The organism is Dickeya sp. Secpp 1600 (genome assembly GCF_003049805.1).
GTDB classification, from domain to species: domain Bacteria; phylum Pseudomonadota; class Gammaproteobacteria; order Enterobacterales; family Enterobacteriaceae; genus Dickeya; species Dickeya fangzhongdai.
The window spans coordinates 3108422-3125324 of record NZ_CP023484.1 but is presented as its reverse complement, the minus strand read 5'-3'; the positions used below and the strand labels follow the sequence as shown (position 1 = coordinate 3125324).

The 16903-nt window shown below is 58.8% G+C and carries 14 protein-coding genes; 8 read left to right on the top strand and 6 right to left on the bottom strand.

Annotated elements, in window-relative coordinates; genetic code table 11:
* Positions 1 to 10: 10 nt before the first annotated feature.
* Genes ssuD through ssuE form a run of 3 tightly spaced genes read right to left on the bottom strand, consistent with a single transcriptional unit; the run spans position 11 to position 2733 of the window.
* Positions 11 to 1159 carry an FMNH2-dependent alkanesulfonate monooxygenase gene (gene ssuD, locus CPA59_RS13790; protein ID WP_038668112.1) on the bottom strand — a complete coding sequence of 383 codons (1149 nt, stop codon included), beginning with the start codon at positions 1157 to 1159 and terminating at the stop codon, positions 11 to 13.
* A 29-nt stretch (positions 1160 to 1188) separates the two neighbouring features.
* Positions 1189 to 2148 carry a sulfonate ABC transporter substrate-binding protein gene (locus tag CPA59_RS13785; protein ID WP_107759726.1) on the bottom strand — a complete coding sequence of 320 codons (960 nt, stop codon included), beginning with the start codon at positions 2146 to 2148 and terminating at the stop codon, positions 1189 to 1191.
* A gap of 30 nt (positions 2149 to 2178) precedes the next feature.
* On the bottom strand, positions 2179 to 2733 hold the full coding sequence (gene ssuE, locus CPA59_RS13780; RefSeq protein WP_038919471.1) for an NADPH-dependent FMN reductase: 555 nt from the start codon (positions 2731 to 2733) through the stop codon (positions 2179 to 2181).
* 390 nt (positions 2734 to 3123) lie between these two features.
* On the opposite strand from ssuE, the gene pyrD reads away from it, so the two are divergent.
* Both pyrD and CPA59_RS13770 read left to right on the top strand, forming a co-directional pair.
* Positions 3124 to 4131 (top strand): quinone-dependent dihydroorotate dehydrogenase, encoded by a 1008-nt coding sequence (gene pyrD / locus CPA59_RS13775; protein WP_038668117.1) that lies wholly within the window; start codon positions 3124 to 3126, stop codon positions 4129 to 4131.
* A gap of 276 nt (positions 4132 to 4407) precedes the next feature.
* Positions 4408 to 4962: a cell division protein ZapC gene (locus tag CPA59_RS13770; protein WP_049855101.1), complete on the top strand. Its 555-nt coding sequence runs from the start codon at positions 4408 to 4410 to the stop codon at positions 4960 to 4962.
* A 57-nt stretch (positions 4963 to 5019) separates the two neighbouring features.
* Here CPA59_RS13770 and CPA59_RS13765 read toward each other — a convergent pair whose 3' ends face one another.
* Positions 5020 to 6123 (bottom strand): YcbX family protein, encoded by a 1104-nt coding sequence (locus CPA59_RS13765; protein WP_107759724.1) that lies wholly within the window; start codon positions 6121 to 6123, stop codon positions 5020 to 5022.
* 201 nt (positions 6124 to 6324) lie between these two features.
* Here CPA59_RS13765 and rlmKL point away from each other — a divergent pair, with 201 nt between their 5' ends.
* The 6 genes from rlmKL (at position 6325) to rmf (ending at position 14614) form a co-directional block, all read left to right on the top strand.
* Complete coding sequence (rlmKL, locus tag CPA59_RS13760; RefSeq protein ID WP_038919466.1) at positions 6325 to 8448, top strand: bifunctional 23S rRNA (guanine(2069)-N(7))-methyltransferase RlmK/23S rRNA (guanine(2445)-N(2))-methyltransferase RlmL; 2124 nt, start codon at positions 6325 to 6327, stop codon at positions 8446 to 8448.
* Between the two features lie 5 nt (positions 8449 to 8453).
* The gene (locus CPA59_RS13755; RefSeq protein ID WP_049855102.1) at positions 8454 to 10388 is read left to right on the top strand and encodes an ABC transporter ATP-binding protein; all 1935 of its coding nucleotides are present in this window, start codon (positions 8454 to 8456) and stop codon (positions 10386 to 10388) included.
* A gap of 291 nt (positions 10389 to 10679) precedes the next feature.
* Positions 10680 to 11948, top strand: a complete 1269-nt coding sequence (pqiA, locus tag CPA59_RS13750) for a membrane integrity-associated transporter subunit PqiA (RefSeq protein ID WP_071605212.1) — start codon at positions 10680 to 10682, stop codon at positions 11946 to 11948.
* On the top strand, positions 11935 to 13581 hold the full coding sequence (gene pqiB, locus CPA59_RS13745) for an intermembrane transport protein PqiB (protein ID WP_038919463.1): 1647 nt from the start codon (positions 11935 to 11937) through the stop codon (positions 13579 to 13581). The genes pqiA and pqiB overlap by 14 nt, the downstream gene beginning before the upstream one ends.
* Positions 13578 to 14141, top strand: a complete 564-nt coding sequence (pqiC, locus tag CPA59_RS13740) for a membrane integrity-associated transporter subunit PqiC (protein WP_107759722.1) — start codon at positions 13578 to 13580, stop codon at positions 14139 to 14141. Before pqiB ends, pqiC begins: the two co-directional genes overlap by 4 nt.
* 305 nt (positions 14142 to 14446) lie before the next feature.
* Positions 14447 to 14614 carry a ribosome modulation factor gene (rmf, locus tag CPA59_RS13735; protein ID WP_012769408.1) on the top strand — a complete coding sequence of 56 codons (168 nt, stop codon included), beginning with the start codon at positions 14447 to 14449 and terminating at the stop codon, positions 14612 to 14614.
* Positions 14615 to 14721: 107 nt separating this feature from the next.
* On the opposite strand, the gene CPA59_RS13730 is transcribed toward rmf, so the two are convergent.
* Positions 14722 to 15774, bottom strand: coding sequence for a 3-deoxy-7-phosphoheptulonate synthase (locus CPA59_RS13730; RefSeq protein WP_038919460.1), 1053 nt, complete (start codon positions 15772 to 15774; stop codon positions 14722 to 14724).
* A gap of 185 nt (positions 15775 to 15959) precedes the next feature.
* Positions 15960 to 16781: a pyruvate, water dikinase regulatory protein gene (locus tag CPA59_RS13725; protein ID WP_038668134.1), complete on the bottom strand. Its 822-nt coding sequence runs from the start codon at positions 16779 to 16781 to the stop codon at positions 15960 to 15962.
* Positions 16782 to 16903: the final 122 nt, after the last annotated feature.

The following is a 16903-nucleotide window of genomic DNA, read 5'->3' as shown; positions in this document are numbered from 1 at the left end:
GCGGCCGCCCTCAGCTCTGCGCCGCTTTCAGCAGCGGGACAAACTCGTTGCCGACGATTTCGCCTTGCGAACGCAGAGGCTGCGGTTGCGGCACTTCCGGTACCGCCACATCCAGATGTGGAAACAGCAGTTCGCCCACTTTGTAGGCTTCCTCCAGATGCGGATAGCCGGACAGAACAAACGTATCGATGCCCAGATCGGCGTATTCCTGAATGCGTTGCGCCACGGTTTGCGGGTCGCCCACCAGTGCGGTGCCGGCACCGCCGCGCACCAGACCGATGCCGGCCCACAGGTTGGGGCTGATCTCCAGCTTGTCGCGGCGACCGCCGTGCAGCGCCACCATGCGTTGCTGGCCCACCGAGTCAAAACGTTTCAGCGATGCCTGCGCCTGAGCGATGGTGTCGTCGTCCAGCCGGGATATCAGGCGGTTGGCGGCCTGCCAGGCCTCTTCATTGGTTTCGCGCACAATGACGTGCAGGCGGATGCCGAAACGTACGCTGCGCCCTTGTGCGGCGGCTTTGGCCCGTACGCTATCCAGCTTTTCTTTTACCTGCGCCGGCGGCTCGCCCCAGGTGAGGTAGAGTTCTACCTGTTCGGCGGCCAGATCCAGCGCCGCGTCGGATGAACCGCCGAAGTAGAGCGGCGGACGCGGCTGTTGTACCGGCGGGTAGTGCAGCTTGGCGCCTTTCACCTGAATGTGCTTGCCGTCGTAATCGACGGTTTCGCCCTCCAGCACCCGCCGCCAGATACGGGTAAATTCGGCGGACGCTTCATAGCGTGCTTCATGATCGAGAAACAGCCCTTCGGCGGCCAGTTCGTCCGGATCGCCGCCGGTCACCAGATTAAACAGCGCCCGGCCGTTGGACAGCCGATCCAGCGTGGCGGCCTGACGGGCGGCCAGCGTGGGCGAGATGATGCCCGGGCGCAGCGCCACCAGAAAACGCAGACGCTGGGTGACCGGGATCAGCGATGACGCCACCAGCCAGGAGTCTTCGCAAGAACGGCCGGTAGGGATCAGCACGCCGCCGAAACCCAGTCGGTCCGCCGCTTGCGCGATCTGCTGCAGGTAACCGTAATCAACCGGGCGAGCGTTTTCGCCTTTGCCAAAGTAGTGCCCATCGCCGTGAGTGGGCAGGAACCAGAAAATATTCAGACTCATTGTCATCGTCTCCATGAAATCAGGCAGGATTAGTGTGCTGCCGGGGCGCGCCAGATGCGGCTGGCGACATCCAGCCTGGTGGGAATCAGGCGGTTTTCGTAAAACAGGTCGGCGGTGTGCTGCTGCGCTTGCAGCGTGCGTTCATCCACCGGTTTGATCACCGTCACCGGACGATGATCGAAATAGGTGCTGATAACCGCTTCCGGCAACCCCATGGCGTTGGCCAGCAACGTAACGCTTTGCGAACGCTGGCTGATGGTCAGGGCGTCGGCCTGGGTCAGCGTATTGAGTAACTGTTGCAGGAACGCGCCGTGTTGTTCGGCATAACGGCGGGACGCCAGGTAAAACGAACCGGTCAGATTCAGGTCGGTACCGTCGGCCAGTACCCGCACGCCGCCTTGCAGCAGCGCGGCGGAATAGTAGGGATCCCAGATGGTCCAGGCATCGACGTTACCCTGCTGGAATGCGGCGCGAGCGTCGGCCGGCGTCAGGTAGGTCGGCTGAATATCGGCGAATGTCAGCCCTGCTTTCTTCAGATTGCGCAGCAGCAGGTTGTGGGAACTGGATCCTTTCTGGAACGCCACCTTGCGGCCTTTCAGGTCGGCGACGGTTTTGATCGGGCTGTCGCTCTTGACCAGAATCACTTCGGCTTTAGGTTTGGGCGGTTCGACACCGATGTAGACCAGATCGGCGCCGGCGGCCTGTGCGAAGAGCGGCGGGATATCGCCGGTACTGCCGACATCGATGCTGCCGATGTTCAGCGCTTCCAGCATTTGCGGCCCGGCTGGAAATTCAATCCAGCTGATTTTGGTGTGCGGGAACTGTTTTTCCAGCAACTGATGGGTCTTAGCCAGCACCAGGCTGACCGAACCTTTCTGAAAACCGATACGCAACTGTTCAGGGTCGCTGGCCGCGTGGGCGAGAGCGGACACGCCGAGCGCGCCAGAGAACAGCAGTGTCAGGGCGGCTTGTTTAATCCGGGACAACATAGCATTTCTTTCCTTATATAAAGCAGCCGGTCAGGCGCTCTGACGCAAGGGTTCGGGCTGACGGCGAATCAATGCCTGAAAGAAGATATTCAGGGCGTCTTGCAGACGGGCTTCCAGCGCATCGCTGAAGATCGGGGTACGGTCGTAGTGGCTGATCTGGCTGTCATCTGCGAACACGCCCTGCAGAATTTCCTGTGCTTTCAGCGCGTTCAGCACCGGTTTAAGGCTGTAATCCACAGCCAGCATGTGGGCGACGGAGCCGGCGGTGGACAGCGGCAGCACCACTTTGTGTTCCAGCGCTCGCTCCGGCAACACGTCCAGCAGCGCTTTCAGGCCGCCGGAAAACGACGCTTTGTAAATCGGGGTGGCGATCAGCAGGCCGTCGGCGCTGGCGAGTTGTTCATTCAGGGTTTGCAGCGCCGGGCTGTCGAAACGGGCATTGAGCAGGTCTTCCGGCGGAAAGTTGTGCAGGTGCCACGGCAACACCTCGGCGCCTTTGGCTTCCAGCCATTTTCCGGCGTGATGCAATAAAGCGGTTGAACGGGAAGGGTAACGCGGGCTACCTGCCAGTGTTATAACGCGCATGGTGACTCCTTATATACCCGTCATACTTCAAGTTGCCGATGCGTTGGCTTTATTACTCGGCCCATCCCTGGGACTCGCCCCTTGCGGGGCCGCAGCACGCTGCGTTCAACGCCGCCTTTCTGCAACTCGAACTATCTAGGGTATAACCAATAATTATCAATTATCACGATTTAATAACAGTTTGGTCAGTCTGGCAGACGCGGCGGCGGTTCGAAAAATGATTTATTGTGGAATGGAAAGTGAAAAAACGAATAAAAAATCCGCAATGCGCGGCGTATAAAGGAAAACGATTGCGTCGTCGCGGCGTTTTTTGGCCCAGGTCAATTCCCTTTCGCCTGACGATGGACGATAATACGCCCCCGGTTTGTAACCGGGAATCCAGGAGAAGTCATGTATCCCCTCATTCGTAAAGCGTTATTCCAGCTCGACCCTGAACAGGCGCACGAGTTTACCCTGCATCAGCTGCGCCGCATTACCCACACTCCGTTTGAATGGTTGGTTCGCCAGTCGGTTCCCACCAAGCCGGTGACCTGCATGGGGCTGTCGTTCCGCAATCCGCTGGGGCTGGCCGCCGGGCTGGATAAGGACGGCGAGTGTATCGATGCGCTCGGCGCCATGGGGTTCGGCTTTATTGAAGTCGGCACCGTTACGCCGCGCCCGCAGCCGGGCAATGACAAGCCGCGTTTGTTCCGGGTGGTGGAAGCCGAAGGGCTGATCAACCGCATGGGCTTCAACAATCGCGGGGTGGATAATCTGGTGGAGAATGTCAAACAGTCGCGTTTTGGCGGCGTGCTTGGCATCAATATCGGCAAGAATAAAGACACGCCGGTGGAACAGGGAAAAGACGATTACCTGATTTGTATGGATAAGGTCTATTCCCATGCCGGTTATATTGCCATCAATATTTCCTCTCCCAATACGCCGGGATTACGCACGCTGCAATATGGCGATGCGCTGGATGATTTGTTACAGGCTGTAAAAAATAAACAGGCTGAGCTGCACGCCCATTATCAGAAATATGTGCCGGTCGCGGTAAAAATTGCGCCGGATCTTTCTGAAGAAGAATTGATCCAAATTGCCGACAGTCTGGTGCGCCATAATATCGATGGCGTGATCGCCACCAATACGACGTTGGATCGTCAATTGATCCAGGGGCTGAATCATTGCGGGCAAACCGGTGGATTAAGCGGGCGTCCATTGCAGTCGCGCAGCACCGAAGTGATTCGTCGTCTGTCGCAGGAATTGCAGGGGCGGTTGCCGATTATTGGCGTAGGCGGAATTGATTCGGTGGTCGCCGCCAGAGAAAAATTAGCCGCCGGGGCGACGTTGGTTCAGATTTATAGCGGATTTATTTACCGCGGACCGCGCCTGATTAAAGATATTGTTACCCATATCTGATTTTTTCATTCCTGCTATACGGCGTGGGGGTTTATTTCTCCTCCGCGCTGGTCTATATTTTCTTCGTTTGTGCAAAAATACAGCATCACATGCCTGATGGGTTATTTTTAACGCGGTCGTACCCGATGACTCGCGTAATACCCTAAATAATTCGAGTTGCAGGTATGCTGGTTGCGCTAATTCATTCCGGTTGCTTATTGATGTGGTGGCCGATTATTCATCCGGGCCTGTTTTCCGGTACTTTGGCATCAGCAAGGCATAACTGAAGGTAATACGATGAAATTAATCCCTGACGATAGCTGGCGCTGGTATTTCGATACCGAACAGGCGCGCCTGATGCTCGACTTGGCTAACGGCGTGGTATTCCGTTCCCGTTTTTCTTCCTCAATGCTGACGCCGGATGCCTTTATGCCGAGCGTGTTCTGTGTGGAGGATGCCGCGCTGTTTTTCACCTATCAGGAGAAATGCCAGGCGCTGGCGTTGTCCGCCGAAGCCCGGGCTGAGCTGGTGCTGAATGCGCTGGTGGCTAACCGTTTCCTGAAACCGATGATGCCGAAAAGCTGGCACTTTGTGGCTCAGGGCGCGGTCGCATCATCACCGCAAACCGGCGATCAGGTTAGCGTGCAGTTGAATGAACGCCCGGAGGCGGCGAATTTCATGGTAGTGGAAGCCGGGGATAAAGCCAGCCTGTGCGTGCTGGCGCAGGAGCAGTTGGCACTCAGCGGCAAGACCATGCAACTGGGCGACGCCATCAAAATCATGCATGACCGTCTGCGCCCTGTTGCGGATAAGAACGACGAAGCATCGCCGCATTACGCTTTCGCCGGCTAAGAACCTATCTCAATCGGGCTTTTTACCGTCACTCATTCATCGCATTACTGGCGGCTGTCAGGCTAACTGGATATCTCCTGCCGGAATGCAACTGCACGCCAGAATCGTCCCGTCTTCGCCCAGCGCGCTGGCTTTCAGCGGCGATACTTCGCCATCGGTCAACGTCAGTCGGCAGCAACCGCACAACCCGGCACGGCAGGAATAGGGCACGCGGATCCCCTGTTGTTCGAGCTGTTCCAGCAGGATTTGCTGATTGTTGCCGGTAAAGCGCTGACCCTGATACGCGATCTGCACCGCTTTGACGGCGCTGGCCTGCGGCGTCAAACTTTCAGTGGCGGCGCCCGCGCCATAAGGCCGCGGCGGTTTGGTGGCGAGGATCTCGACGCTGTCGCCGGCGCGAATGACGCCGCTGTTGCGGGCGATCAGATTCATGCCGAAATCTACGTCGCCGTTTTCCGCCGTACGGTATTGCTGCAGCGTCGCCAACGGCTCGCCGGACGGATGACGGCACCCGCGTTCGACGCTCACCGTGGTCAGGACGCAGCGGCTGCAGGGTTTGGTCACATCGAACACTACTTCGCCGACCCGCACGGTCTGCCAGCTGTCTTCGGCGTAAGCCTCGGCGCCGCTGACGATCAGATTAGGGCGGAACTGCTCGATGCGGATGCCTGCGCTGCAACGGCGGCGCAGATCGTCGAATGAGGCGTCGTTGATCAGCAGGAAAGGGTAGCCGTCGGCAAATCCCAGCGGGATATCCGGGCGGCGTTTGACGCGGCGCGACGGTTCCGGTCCTTGCCAGCGCAGTTGCACCGGACGCTGCAGATAATCGCTCAGCCAGCGGTTAACCGCTTCCGGCGCGATGCGGGCCTGAAAATGGTTGCCCCAGACTTCGGTCGGTGCGGTAGCGGGGGCGAAATCGTCAAAGCGCACCAGGCATGTCCGGCCGTCGGGCGCGGACAGGAAAACGCCATCGTGGGTCAGCGCCGGCGTGAACAGCACCAGTTGCGGAAACTGGCGGGCGGTAATGAAGGTGCCATTGGGCTCGGTGATCATGAAGATGCGGTCAAACGCCAGGCCGCTGGCGCTGGCCATCGCCTGCGACAACTGGATACCGCGCATGGATTTGACCGGGTGAACAAAAAGCCGACTTAACACGATCACGGTGAGGATTTCCTTGCTGACGTAAAGCGGCAACTTTATGACAAGCCGCCGGGATTAGCTATAATGCGCCTCAATTTTCTTTAAGGCTCCCGGTTTTCCTGAGGGCGCGTTTTTCCAGGGCGCTTTCTGGTTGGGGAGCGTTCTTTATTAAGCTAGTTCTTCATTAAGGTACTAGTTCTTCATTAAGGTAATAGTCGCGATATGAACTCTCTGTTTGCCAGCACGGCGCGTGGTCTGGAAGAATTGTTAAAAAGTGAACTTGAAGCGCTGGGCGCGCAGCATTGCACCGTGGTGCAGGGCGGGGTGCACTTTCAGGGAGACGATCGGCTGCTGTACCAAAGCCTGATGTGGAGCCGGCTGGCGTCGCGCATCCTGCTGCCGCTCAACGAGTTTAAAGTCTACAGCGATCTGGACCTGTATCTGGGCGTGCAGGCGGTGGACTGGAGCTCGGTATTCAGCGTCAACCACACTTTTGCGGTGCATTTCACCGGCACCAATGACGAGATTCGCAACAGTCAGTACGGTGCGCTCAAGGTCAAGGACGCGATTGTGGACAGCTTTAGCCGCAAAACCGGCCAGCGCCCGGACGTCGCCCGTCAGCAGCCCGATATCCGTATTAATGTGTTTCTGCAACGCGAGAAAGCCAGCGTGGCGCTGGACCTGAGCGGCGAGAGTCTGCATCTGCGCGGTTATCGCGAAATGGCCGGGCAGGCGCCGCTGAAGGAGAATCTGGCGGCGGCGATCGTGTTGCGATCCGGCTGGGAAGCCGGCACGCCGATGGTGGATCCGATGTGCGGCTCCGGCACGCTGCTGATTGAGGCGGCAATGATGGCGGCGGATCGCGCGCCCGGTTTGCACCGTCAGCACTGGGGTTTCCTGGCCTGGCAGCAGCATAACCCGACGCTGTGGAAAAGCATCACCACCGAGGCGCAGGAGCGCGCCCGGGCCGGCCTGCAAGCCACGTCTTCCCGGTTCTTTGGCTCCGATGTCGACCGCCGCATGGTGGACATCGCCAGCGCTAACGCGCGTCGCGCCGGGGTCAGTTCCCTGATTCGGTTTGAATCCGCCGACGCCACGCAACTGAAAAATCCGTTGCCGCAGGGGCCGACGGGTACGGTGGTCAGCAACCCGCCTTACGGCGAGCGTCTGGAGAGCGAGCCGGCGCTGATTGCGTTGCATAACCTGCTCGGCCGCAAAATGAAAAGCGAATTCGGCGGCTGGAAACTGTCGCTGTTTAGCGCCTCGCCGGAACTGCTCAGTTGCCTGCAACTGCGTGCCGATCGCCAGTTCAAGGCCAAAAACGGCCCGCTGGAGTGCGTACAGAAAAATTATCAACTGGCGGAAAAAGAAGACGGCGCTGAGAACACGGCGACGTTCGCCGAGGATTTCGCCAATCGTCTGCGCAAAAACCTGCGCAAGCTGGAGAAATGGGCCGCGCAGCAGGGGATCGAATGTTATCGCCTGTATGACGCCGACCTGCCGGAATATAACGTGGCGGTGGACCGTTACGGCGAGCGGGTGGTGATTCAGGAGTATGCGCCGCCGAAAAGCGTCGATGCCCAGAAAGCCCGCCAGCGGTTGTTTGATGTGATCAACGCCACCCTGAGCGTGCTGGGGTTGCCCGCCAGCCATCTGGTGCTGAAAACCCGCGAACGTCAAAAAGGCAATAGCCAGTACGAAAAACTGGCCGAGAAAGGCGAGTTTCTGCAGGTATCGGAATTCAACGCCAAACTGTGGGTCAACCTGACCGACTATCTGGACACCGGGCTGTTTCTCGATCACCGCATCGCCCGCCGCATGCTGGGCGAGATGAGCAACGGCAAGGATTTCCTCAACCTGTTCGCCTACACCGGCAGCGCCAGCGTGCACGCCGGGCTGGGCGGCGCGCGTTCCACTACCACGGTGGACATGTCGCGCACTTATCTGGAATGGGCGGAGAAAAACCTGCGCCTCAACGGCCTGACCGGTCGCCAGCACCGGCTGCTCCACGCTGATTGTCTGGCGTGGATGCGCGAGACCCGTGAACAGTTTGACCTGATTTTTATCGACCCGCCGACCTTCTCCAACTCCAAGCGGATGGACGAGTCGTTCGATGTGCAGCGTGACCACCTGATGCTGATGACTCAGCTCAAACGTATGCTGCGCCCCCGCGGCACCATTCTATTTTCCAACAACAAACGCGGATTCCAGATGGATCTGGCCGGACTGGCCGCGCTGGGACTGGAGGCGAAGGAAATTACCGGACAAACCTTGTCGCAGGATTTCGCCCGTAACCGTCAGATTCACAACTGCTGGCTGCTGAAACACGCCGGCGAGGAAAAATAACTACTATGTCATTGATCAACTTATCCGGCGCCTGGCTGTCGTTCAGCGATGCGCCGCTGTTGGACAACACCGAACTGCATATTGAAGACAACGAGCGCGTGTGTCTGGTTGGGCGCAACGGCGCCGGCAAATCTACGTTGCTGAAAATTCTGGCGAAGGAAATACCGCTGGATGACGGCCGGCTGGTGTACGAGCAGGACCTGATTGTGGCGCGTTTGCAGCAGGACCCGCCGCGCGATGTGGCCGGCACGGTGTTCGATTTCGTGGCCGAAGGCGTGGCGGCGCAGGCCGAATACCTGAAAGCCTACCATGTCGCGTTGCGGCTGGTAGGGGAAGACCCCAGCGAGAAAAACCTGAACCAACTGGCGAAGATCCAGGAAGTGCTGGACCATCAGGGGTTGTGGAAGCTGGAAGACCGCATCAACGAGGTGCTGGAGCAACTGGGGCTATCGGCGGACACGCCGCTGTCGGCGCTGTCCGGCGGCTGGCTGCGTAAAGCGGCGCTGGGGCGTGCGCTGGTCAGCGCGCCGCGGGTGCTGTTGCTGGATGAACCCACCAACCACCTGGATATCGATACCATCGACTGGCTGGAAGGCTTCCTCAAGACGTTTTCCGGCAGCATCGTGTTCATTTCCCACGACCGTTCGTTTATCCGCAATATGGCGACCCGCATTGTCGATCTGGATCGCGGCAAGATGGTGTCCTGGCCGGGTGATTACGACAATTACCTGCTGGGTAAAGAAGAGGCGCTGCGGGTGGAAGAACTGCAGAATGCCGAATTCGACCGCAAGCTGGCGCAGGAAGAGGTGTGGATCCGTCAGGGCATCAAGGCCCGTCGTACCCGTAATGAAGGCCGCGTGCGGGCGCTCAAGGCGATGCGTCAGGAACGCGCCGAGCGCCGCGAAGTGATGGGCAGCGCCAAAATGCAGGTGGAAGAAGCGGCCCGCTCCGGCAAGATCGTCTTTGAACTGGAAGATGTTCATTATCAGGTGGACGGTAAGACGCTGGCGTCCGGTTTTTCCGCTCAGGTGCAGCGCGGCGATAAAATCGCGCTGGTCGGGCCGAACGGCTGCGGCAAGACCACGCTGCTGAAACTGATGCTGGGGCAACTGGCGCCGACGTCGGGACGCATTCACTGCGGCACCAAGCTGGAAGTGGCGTATTTCGATCAGCATCGCGCCGAGTTGGACCCGGAAAGAACGGTGATGGACAACCTCGCCGAAGGCAAGCAAGAGGTGATGGTCAACGGCCGTCCGCGCCATGTGCTGGGTTATCTGCAGGACTTCCTGTTTCACCCGAAACGCGCCATGACGCCGGTTAAAGCGCTGTCCGGCGGGGAGCGCAACCGTCTGCTGCTGGCCCGGTTGTTCCTGAAACCCAGCAACCTGCTGATTCTCGACGAACCGACTAACGATCTGGACGTGGAAACGTTGGAACTGCTGGAAGAGTTGCTGGAAAGTTATCAGGGCACGGTGCTGCTGGTGAGCCATGACCGTCAATTCGTCGACAACTCGGTGACCGAGTGCTGGATTTTTGAAGGGAATGGTCTGATTGGCCGCTATGTCGGCGGCTATTATGATGCCCAGCAACAGCGTGCCTCCGCCGCGCCGCTGCGAACGTCAGCATCGGTAAAAAGCGCGCCTCAGAAAGAAAACCGCAGCAGTGAGAACGTGCAGAGCGCGCCGGCCGCACAGCCAGCTAAACGCGGCGGCGGTAAGCTCAGTTATAACCAGCAGCGTGAACTGGAACAGTTGCCGCAACGTATTGAAGTGCTTGAGGCGGAAATCGAAAACCTGCAACAGCAGATGAACGATCCGGCGTTCTTTTCCCGGTCGCACGATGAAACCCAGCCGGTGCTGACGGCGCTGGCTGAAGCGGAGCAGCAACTGGAAACCTGCTTTGAGCGTTGGGAAACGCTCGAAGCCCAGAAGAATGGCTAAGGTATCGCCGGCGTTGACGGGGAGCGAGAATTCCCTGACCTAAACGCGACGCTGAGGCGAGCGCCTGTGTCGGTTGAACCGTCAAACGGGCATCATTAACCATGAGTTCGAGGCCAGGGCGGGGCGGCGGTTGCGCCTTTTCCTGGCCTGCGATCGTAGTGGTTGCAAGGAAGCGGTAGTTGCGAAGAAACACGCTGGCTTATCTCGCATGTTATCGTGCCTGTGCCGCCATAAATCCAGTATCGACAACATCGCGATTTTTCGTATCAGCCAGGCCACCGGAGGCGGCGAATGTGTGTTCATCACCATCACTATGACCGGCATATGCTGTGTCCGCACTGTGACTTGCTGGTAGAGCTGCCGACGTTGCATGATGGGCAGCGCGCGGTGTGTCCACGTTGTAAAACCTCGTTGTCCAGCCGTCAGCGTGAGCCGCGGTGGCGGCCGACCAGCTTTGCGTTTAGCGCGCTGATCATGCTGCTGCTGTCCATGCTATTTCCCTTTGTCTCGATGAGCGTCGCCGGTATTCGCAGCGAAATCACCCTGCTGGAAATCCCGCGGGTGATGGTGGCGGAAAACTATGCCAGCATGGCGACGCTGTTTCTGCTGTTTGCTCAACTGGTGCCGGCCTGTTCCATGGCGGTGATTCTGCTGCTGTGCCTGCGCGTGCCGTTGCCTGATACGGTGCGGCGTCTGTTCACCAAGACGCTGTTCCAGCTGAAAAGCTGGGGCATGGCGGAGATCTTTCTGGCGGGCGTGTTGGTCAGTTTTGTAAAACTGATGTCGTATGGCGATATCGGCATCGGCGCCAGTTTCGTTCCCTATATCGTTTTTTGCCTGTTGCAGTTGCTGGCGTTCCAGAGCCTCGATCGCCGCTGGCTGTGGGATGACGTTGCGCCGCCGCCGCCGATGCCGGCAGGGCTGGAAACCGGCCGCAGCGGGCTGGATCAAGGCGTGCGCGCCTGCACCTGCTGTAGCGCTATTCTGCCCGCCGATGAGGTTCGCTGTCCGCGCTGCCATACGCACGGCCATGCCCGACGGCGTCACAGCCTGCAATGGACGCTGGCGCTGCTGCTGACGTCGGTGCTGCTGTACGTACCCGCCAACGTGATGCCGATTATGGTTACCGAAGCGCTGGGTCATAGCATTACCTCGACGATCATGTCCGGCGTGATCCTACTGTGGGATTCCGGTTCGTGGCCGGTGGCGCTGGTGATTTTCATCGCCAGCATCATGGTGCCGACGCTGAAAATGCTGGCGATGGGCTGGCTGTGCTGGTGTGCCTACGGCTCGCGCCGTTACGATACTGAGCGGCTGCATCTGGTGTATGAGGTCGTGGAGTTTGTCGGCCGCTGGTCCATGATCGATGTCTTTGTCATCGCCGTGTTGTCGGCGATGGTGCGTATGGGCCGACTGATGAGCATTTATCCGGCCATCGGCGCGGTGTTGTTTGCCACCGTGGTCATACTGACCATGATTGCTGCGATGACCTTTGACCCCCGCCTGTTGTGGGATCGGCATCACGTGCAAGGAGAGGAGCGTTCCGTTGACGAAAACTAATCAAGGCATGGCGCAGATCGAAAGCATCAAACGCTGGTCGCCGGTATGGATTGTACCGATTGTGACCGTGCTGATTGGCGCCTGGATTCTGTTTTATCACGTGAGTCATCAGGGGCCGGAAATCACGCTGACCACCAGTAACGCCGAAGGGATCGAGGCGGGAAAAACGGCGATCAAGAGCCGCAGCGTGAACGTGGGAGTGGTAGAAAGCGTGATGCTGAGCGAAGACCTGCATCAGGTGGAAATCAAGGCGCGTCTTAACGACGGCATGGATAAACTGCTGAGCAAAGATTCGGCGTTCTGGGTGGTGAAACCGCAGATCGGCCGCGAAGGCGTTTCCGGGCTGGGGACGCTGTTGTCCGGTTCCTTCATCGAGCTTCAGCCGGGGTCCAGCAAGGAAGACAGCCGTGCTTTCAAACTGCTGGATTCGCCGCCGCTGGCGTCGCCTGACGCCAAAGGGATTCGCATCGTCCTGAATAGCGATCAGTCCGGGCAGTTGACCGCCGGCGATCCGGTGTTGTTCCGCGGCTACCGGGTCGGCTCGGTGGAAACCAGCCATTTTGATCCTACGGCCAGAAAGATGCAGTACCAGCTGTTTGTCGCCGCGCCCTATGACCAACTGGTAACGGCGAATGTCCGTTTCTGGAAAGACAGCGGCGTGGCGCTGAATTTGTCCGCGCAGGGGATGCGGGTGGAAATGGGGTCGCTCAGCACCTTGCTAAGCGGCGGCGTCAGCTTTGATGTGCCCACTGGTTGGGAGAAGGGCAATCAGTCCCATGAGCGCGACGAATTCCAGCTGTTTGACAACCAGAACAGCATTCAGGACTCGCTGTATACCGAGTACAAAGAATACCTGCTGTTTTTCGATGAGTCGGTACGCGGTCTGCAAGCGGGCGCGCCGGTCGAATTCCGCGGCATCCGGCTGGGAACCGTCGCCGAAGTGCCGTTCTTCCCGCGCAGTCTGCCGCAAAGTTTCGACAGCGACTACCGCATCCCGGTGCTGGTGCGCATCGAGCCGGGCCGGCTGAAACAAGGGCTGCGCGACCAGATCAATCTGGAACAGGAACTGAGCAAGGGCGCCGTATCTGGTCTGCGGGCGTCGATGAAAACCGCCAATCTTCTGACCGGCGCGCTGTACGTGGATCTGGATTTTTATCCGCAGCAGAAAGGCCGCGTGACGTCGCTGGCCTCGATGGAGGGGTATCCGGTGTTGCCGACGGTCAACGGCGGCCTGACGCAGATCCAGCAGAAGCTGATGTCGGTGCTGGATAAAATCAATAACCTGCCGCTCAACCCGATGGTGGAGCAGGCGACGAAGACGCTGGCGGAAAGCCAATCCACCCTGCGCGAACTGCAGAAAACGCTGGCGTCGCTCAACAAGCTTACCAACAGCGAGGCGATGCAGCAGTTGCCGGAGGACTTGCAGCGTACGCTGCGCGAACTGAACCGTAGCCTGCAGGGCGTACAGCCCGGTTCGCCGGCGTATAACCGTATGGTGGGCGATATGCAGCGTCTGGATCAGACGCTGCGTGAATTGCAGCCGTTGCTGCGTACCCTGAACGACAAGAGTAATGCTCTGATCTTCGAGGCACCGGGTGCCCGTGATCCACAACCGAAGAAGGCGAAACCATGATGAAACGATGGCCGTTGTGGCTGGTGTTGTTGCTGGGCGCCTGTAGCAGCCCGCAGAAAGTCTATTATCAACTGCCTGTCGCCACGCAGAGCACCAGCCTCTCGGTTGCGTCGACCGAAGGGCGCCAGCTGTGGGTGGCCCCGGTCACTCTGGTGGATTCGCTGGCAGGGAACGGCATCGTGTTCCAGACTTCGGCGGTGCGTTACACCATCGCGACCAATAATCTGTGGGCCAGCCCGCTGGACCAGCAGTTGCAGCAGGCGCTGGTGGCGTCGTTGCGTAACGGCCTGCCGGGCTGGCATGTCGCCGCCACCGGCGCCGCCAGCGATAGCGCCTCCAGTTTGCAGGTCAATGTGACGGCGTTCCAGGGGCGGTTTGACGGCAAGGCGGTGATTCGCGGCGAGTGGGTGCTGCAGGGGAGTAAACGTGTCGTCACCCAGCCGTTCAACATCGAAGTGCCGCAGGCCGAAGACGGTTATGACGCGCTGATCGGCGCGCTTGGCAAGGGCTGGCAGCAGGTGGCGGAGCAGGTGCGCCAGCGCCTGCAGGCTGGCGCCTGATACCCACCCGACAGTGGATACCGGGCTGCCTTATATACCGAGATGAATTGAGTTATAGCAAATACCTCTGGATCCCGTTTTTGTGATCGCGATCGGGTTCCAGGGGTTTTGTTTTTGTCTCAGCCTGTTAGGCCAAAATGTGGCTTTGTCTCACAGAAAATTTTTTATTCTGGTTCACAAATATGACAATGGCGTGAATTTTGCGCCTTGATCTTCGCCTCCCGAATGGCTATTCATAGGGTGTGGTTGCGCGAAAAGTAACCACTGTTTTCTTTCCACCAGAGTCGAAATGAGGGAAACAAGGCATGAAGAGACAGAAAAGAGATCGTCTGGCACGGGCGCATTCACGGGGCTACCAGGCTGGTATCGTTGGCCGGTCCAAGGAGCTCTGTCCTTATCAATCGATCGATGCCCGGTCTAACTGGTTGGGAGGTTGGCGAGAGGCCATGGAGGACAGGGCGGCGATTGCCTGATCGCACCTTGTCAATCGAAAAGGGAACGACCTCCGCCGCGGCGGAGGTTTTCTTTTTTAGAGCGCAACGATGCTTCGTAGCGGAATGATGCGCCGAATGGCTGTTGGTCAGTCCGCAAAACGACTGTCCACCGCATCCGCCAGCATCGCCAGCAGACGTTCGCTGTCCTGCCAGCCGAGGCAGGCGTCGGTAATCGACTGACCGTAGGTGAGTTGATCCGGATGGTGCAGCGGTTGGGTGCCTTCCACCAGAAAACTCTCCGCCATTACGCCGGCGATAGCGCCGGCGCCGCTGCGAATCTGGTCGCATACCGCCTGCGCTACGGTTAACTGGCGCTGAAATTGCTTCTGACTGTTGCCGTGGCTGAAATCCACCACCAGCCGTTCCGGCAGCGCAAATTCCCGCAGCGCGGCACAGGCTTCGGCAATGTGCTGCTCTTCGTAGTTGGGCGTTTTGCCGCCGCGCAGAATGATATGGCCGAACGGGTTGCCGTGGGTCTGGTACACCGTCATGCGGCCGTGTTTATCCGGCGACAAAAACATGTGGCGCGCCCGGGCGGCGCGGATGGCGTCAACCGCGATGCGCACATTGCCGTCGGTGCCGTTCTTGAATCCCACCGGACAGGATAGGGCGGAGGCCATTTCCCGGTGGATCTGACTCTCGGTGGTTCGTGCGCCGATCGCCCCCCAGCTAATGGTGTCGGCGATATATTGCCCGGTGACGATATCCAGAAACTCGGTGGCGGTCGGCAGGCCGAGCGCGTTGATATCCAGCAACAGCTGGCGCGCCTGCGTCAATCCCTCATTGATCAGGAAACTGCCGTTGAGCAGCGGGTCGGCAATCAGCCCTTTCCAGCCCACCACGGTGCGCGGTTTTTCGAAGTAAGTTCGCATCACGATTTCCAGCCGGTGCTGGTAGGTGGTGCGCAATGCCGCCAGCCGCTGGGCGTATTCTCTGGCGCTATCAATATGGTGAATGGAACACGGGCCAATGATCACCAGTAAACGGCGGTCTTGCCCGGAAAGAATGCGTTCTATGCGTGCGCGCGAGGCGATGACGGTGTCGGCGACATCCGGCGTGAGAGGAAGTGCGGTCAACAGTTCATGGGGCGTCATCAGACTGGCAAGTCGCTCACTGCGCAGCTCATCAGTTGGTTGCATGTGTAGTCTCTGAATGTACGTGGCGCCTATCCCGTTAGGTATAGGCTTTTTTATGAATAACCATCAGGTCTGGCAGAAAGCGCGGGGAGGTGGCCGTGGGGCCACCGATATTTTTCCGGGTCCGCCTGGCCGCGATGGCGATAGTCTATCACAGCCAACCCCTTACTCCGATGAGTGAAAAACAGCTAATACATACGTCGATTTATGCCCATCAGGTCGATAATGCGGGCGGAAATCTCTTCCACCGAATAATTAGTGGTGTTGATGTAACGGATTTGATGACGGCGGAACAGCGATTCCACCTCGCTCAGTTCCATACGGCATTGCCGCAGCGAAGCATACCGGCTGTTGCCGCGCCGCTCTTCACGAATGGCCGCCAGCCGTTCGGCGTCGATGGTGAGGCCGAACAGCTTTTGCTGATAAGGCTTGAGCGCTTCCGGCAGCAGCAGGTTGTCCATATCGTCGGCGGTGAAAGGATAGTTGGCGGCCCGGATGCCGAACTGCATCGCCAGATAAAGGCTGGTCGGGGTTTTGCCGCAGCGAGAAACCCCCAGCAGGATCACCTGCGCCTGATCGAGGTTGCGCAGCGAGATGCCGTCGTCGTGGGCCAGCGTGTAATCGATCGCGGCGATACGCGCGTCGTATTTGATCAGGTTGTTGGCGGTCAGCCCGTGGGTGCGGTTGGCCACCGGCATCGGCGAAACGTTCAGTTCCTGCTGCAACGGCGCCACCAGCGCCTGCACGATGTCCTGGCAGAATCCTTCGCTGCCGACGATGATATCGCGGATAGCCGGCGTGACAATCGAATAGAACACCAGCGGGCGCACGCCATGCTGACGGTACAGGGTGTCAATCTGCTCGCGGACGGCCGCCGCCCGGGCTTCGTTATCGACGAACGGCAGGGTATAACTGACGGTGCTAACCGGAAACTGGGACATCACCGCGTGACCGAGCACTTCCGCCGTGATGGCGGTGCCGTCGGACACATAAAATACGCTTCTTTCCATACAGACTCCTCCAATGCCTTCGCTGGCTATCATAAGACTTTTGTGCCGGAAATCAGGTGTTTCATGACTTTTTTATTAAAACGCCATTTCATTATCTTCATGATTACGATGGTATTATTCTA

Bases quoted from the DNA above. Each gene is read 5' to 3' on its own strand.
- CPA59_RS13755 (WP_049855102.1), top strand. From the start codon at position 8,454: ATGTCATTGATCAACTTATCCGGCGCCTGGCTGTCGTTCAGCGATGCG.
- rlmKL (WP_038919466.1), top strand. From the start codon at position 6,325: ATGAACTCTCTGTTTGCCAGCACGGCGCGTGGTCTGGAAGAATTGTTA.
- rmf (WP_012769408.1), top strand. From the start codon at position 14,447: ATGAAGAGACAGAAAAGAGATCGTCTGGCACGGGCGCATTCACGGGGC.
- CPA59_RS13730 (WP_038919460.1), bottom strand. From the start codon at position 15,774: ATGCAACCAACTGATGAGCTGCGCAGTGAGCGACTTGCCAGTCTGATG.
- pyrD (WP_038668117.1), top strand. From the start codon at position 3,124: ATGTATCCCCTCATTCGTAAAGCGTTATTCCAGCTCGACCCTGAACAG.
- pqiC (WP_107759722.1), top strand. From the start codon at position 13,578: ATGATGAAACGATGGCCGTTGTGGCTGGTGTTGTTGCTGGGCGCCTGT.
- ssuD (WP_038668112.1), bottom strand. From the start codon at position 1,159: ATGAGTCTGAATATTTTCTGGTTCCTGCCCACTCACGGCGATGGGCAC.
- pqiA (WP_071605212.1), top strand. From the start codon at position 10,680: ATGTGTGTTCATCACCATCACTATGACCGGCATATGCTGTGTCCGCAC.
- CPA59_RS13770 (WP_049855101.1), top strand. From the start codon at position 4,408: ATGAAATTAATCCCTGACGATAGCTGGCGCTGGTATTTCGATACCGAA.
- ssuE (WP_038919471.1), bottom strand. From the start codon at position 2,733: ATGCGCGTTATAACACTGGCAGGTAGCCCGCGTTACCCTTCCCGTTCA.
- CPA59_RS13785 (WP_107759726.1), bottom strand. From the start codon at position 2,148: ATGTTGTCCCGGATTAAACAAGCCGCCCTGACACTGCTGTTCTCTGGC.
- CPA59_RS13725 (WP_038668134.1), bottom strand. From the start codon at position 16,781: ATGGAAAGAAGCGTATTTTATGTGTCCGACGGCACCGCCATCACGGCG.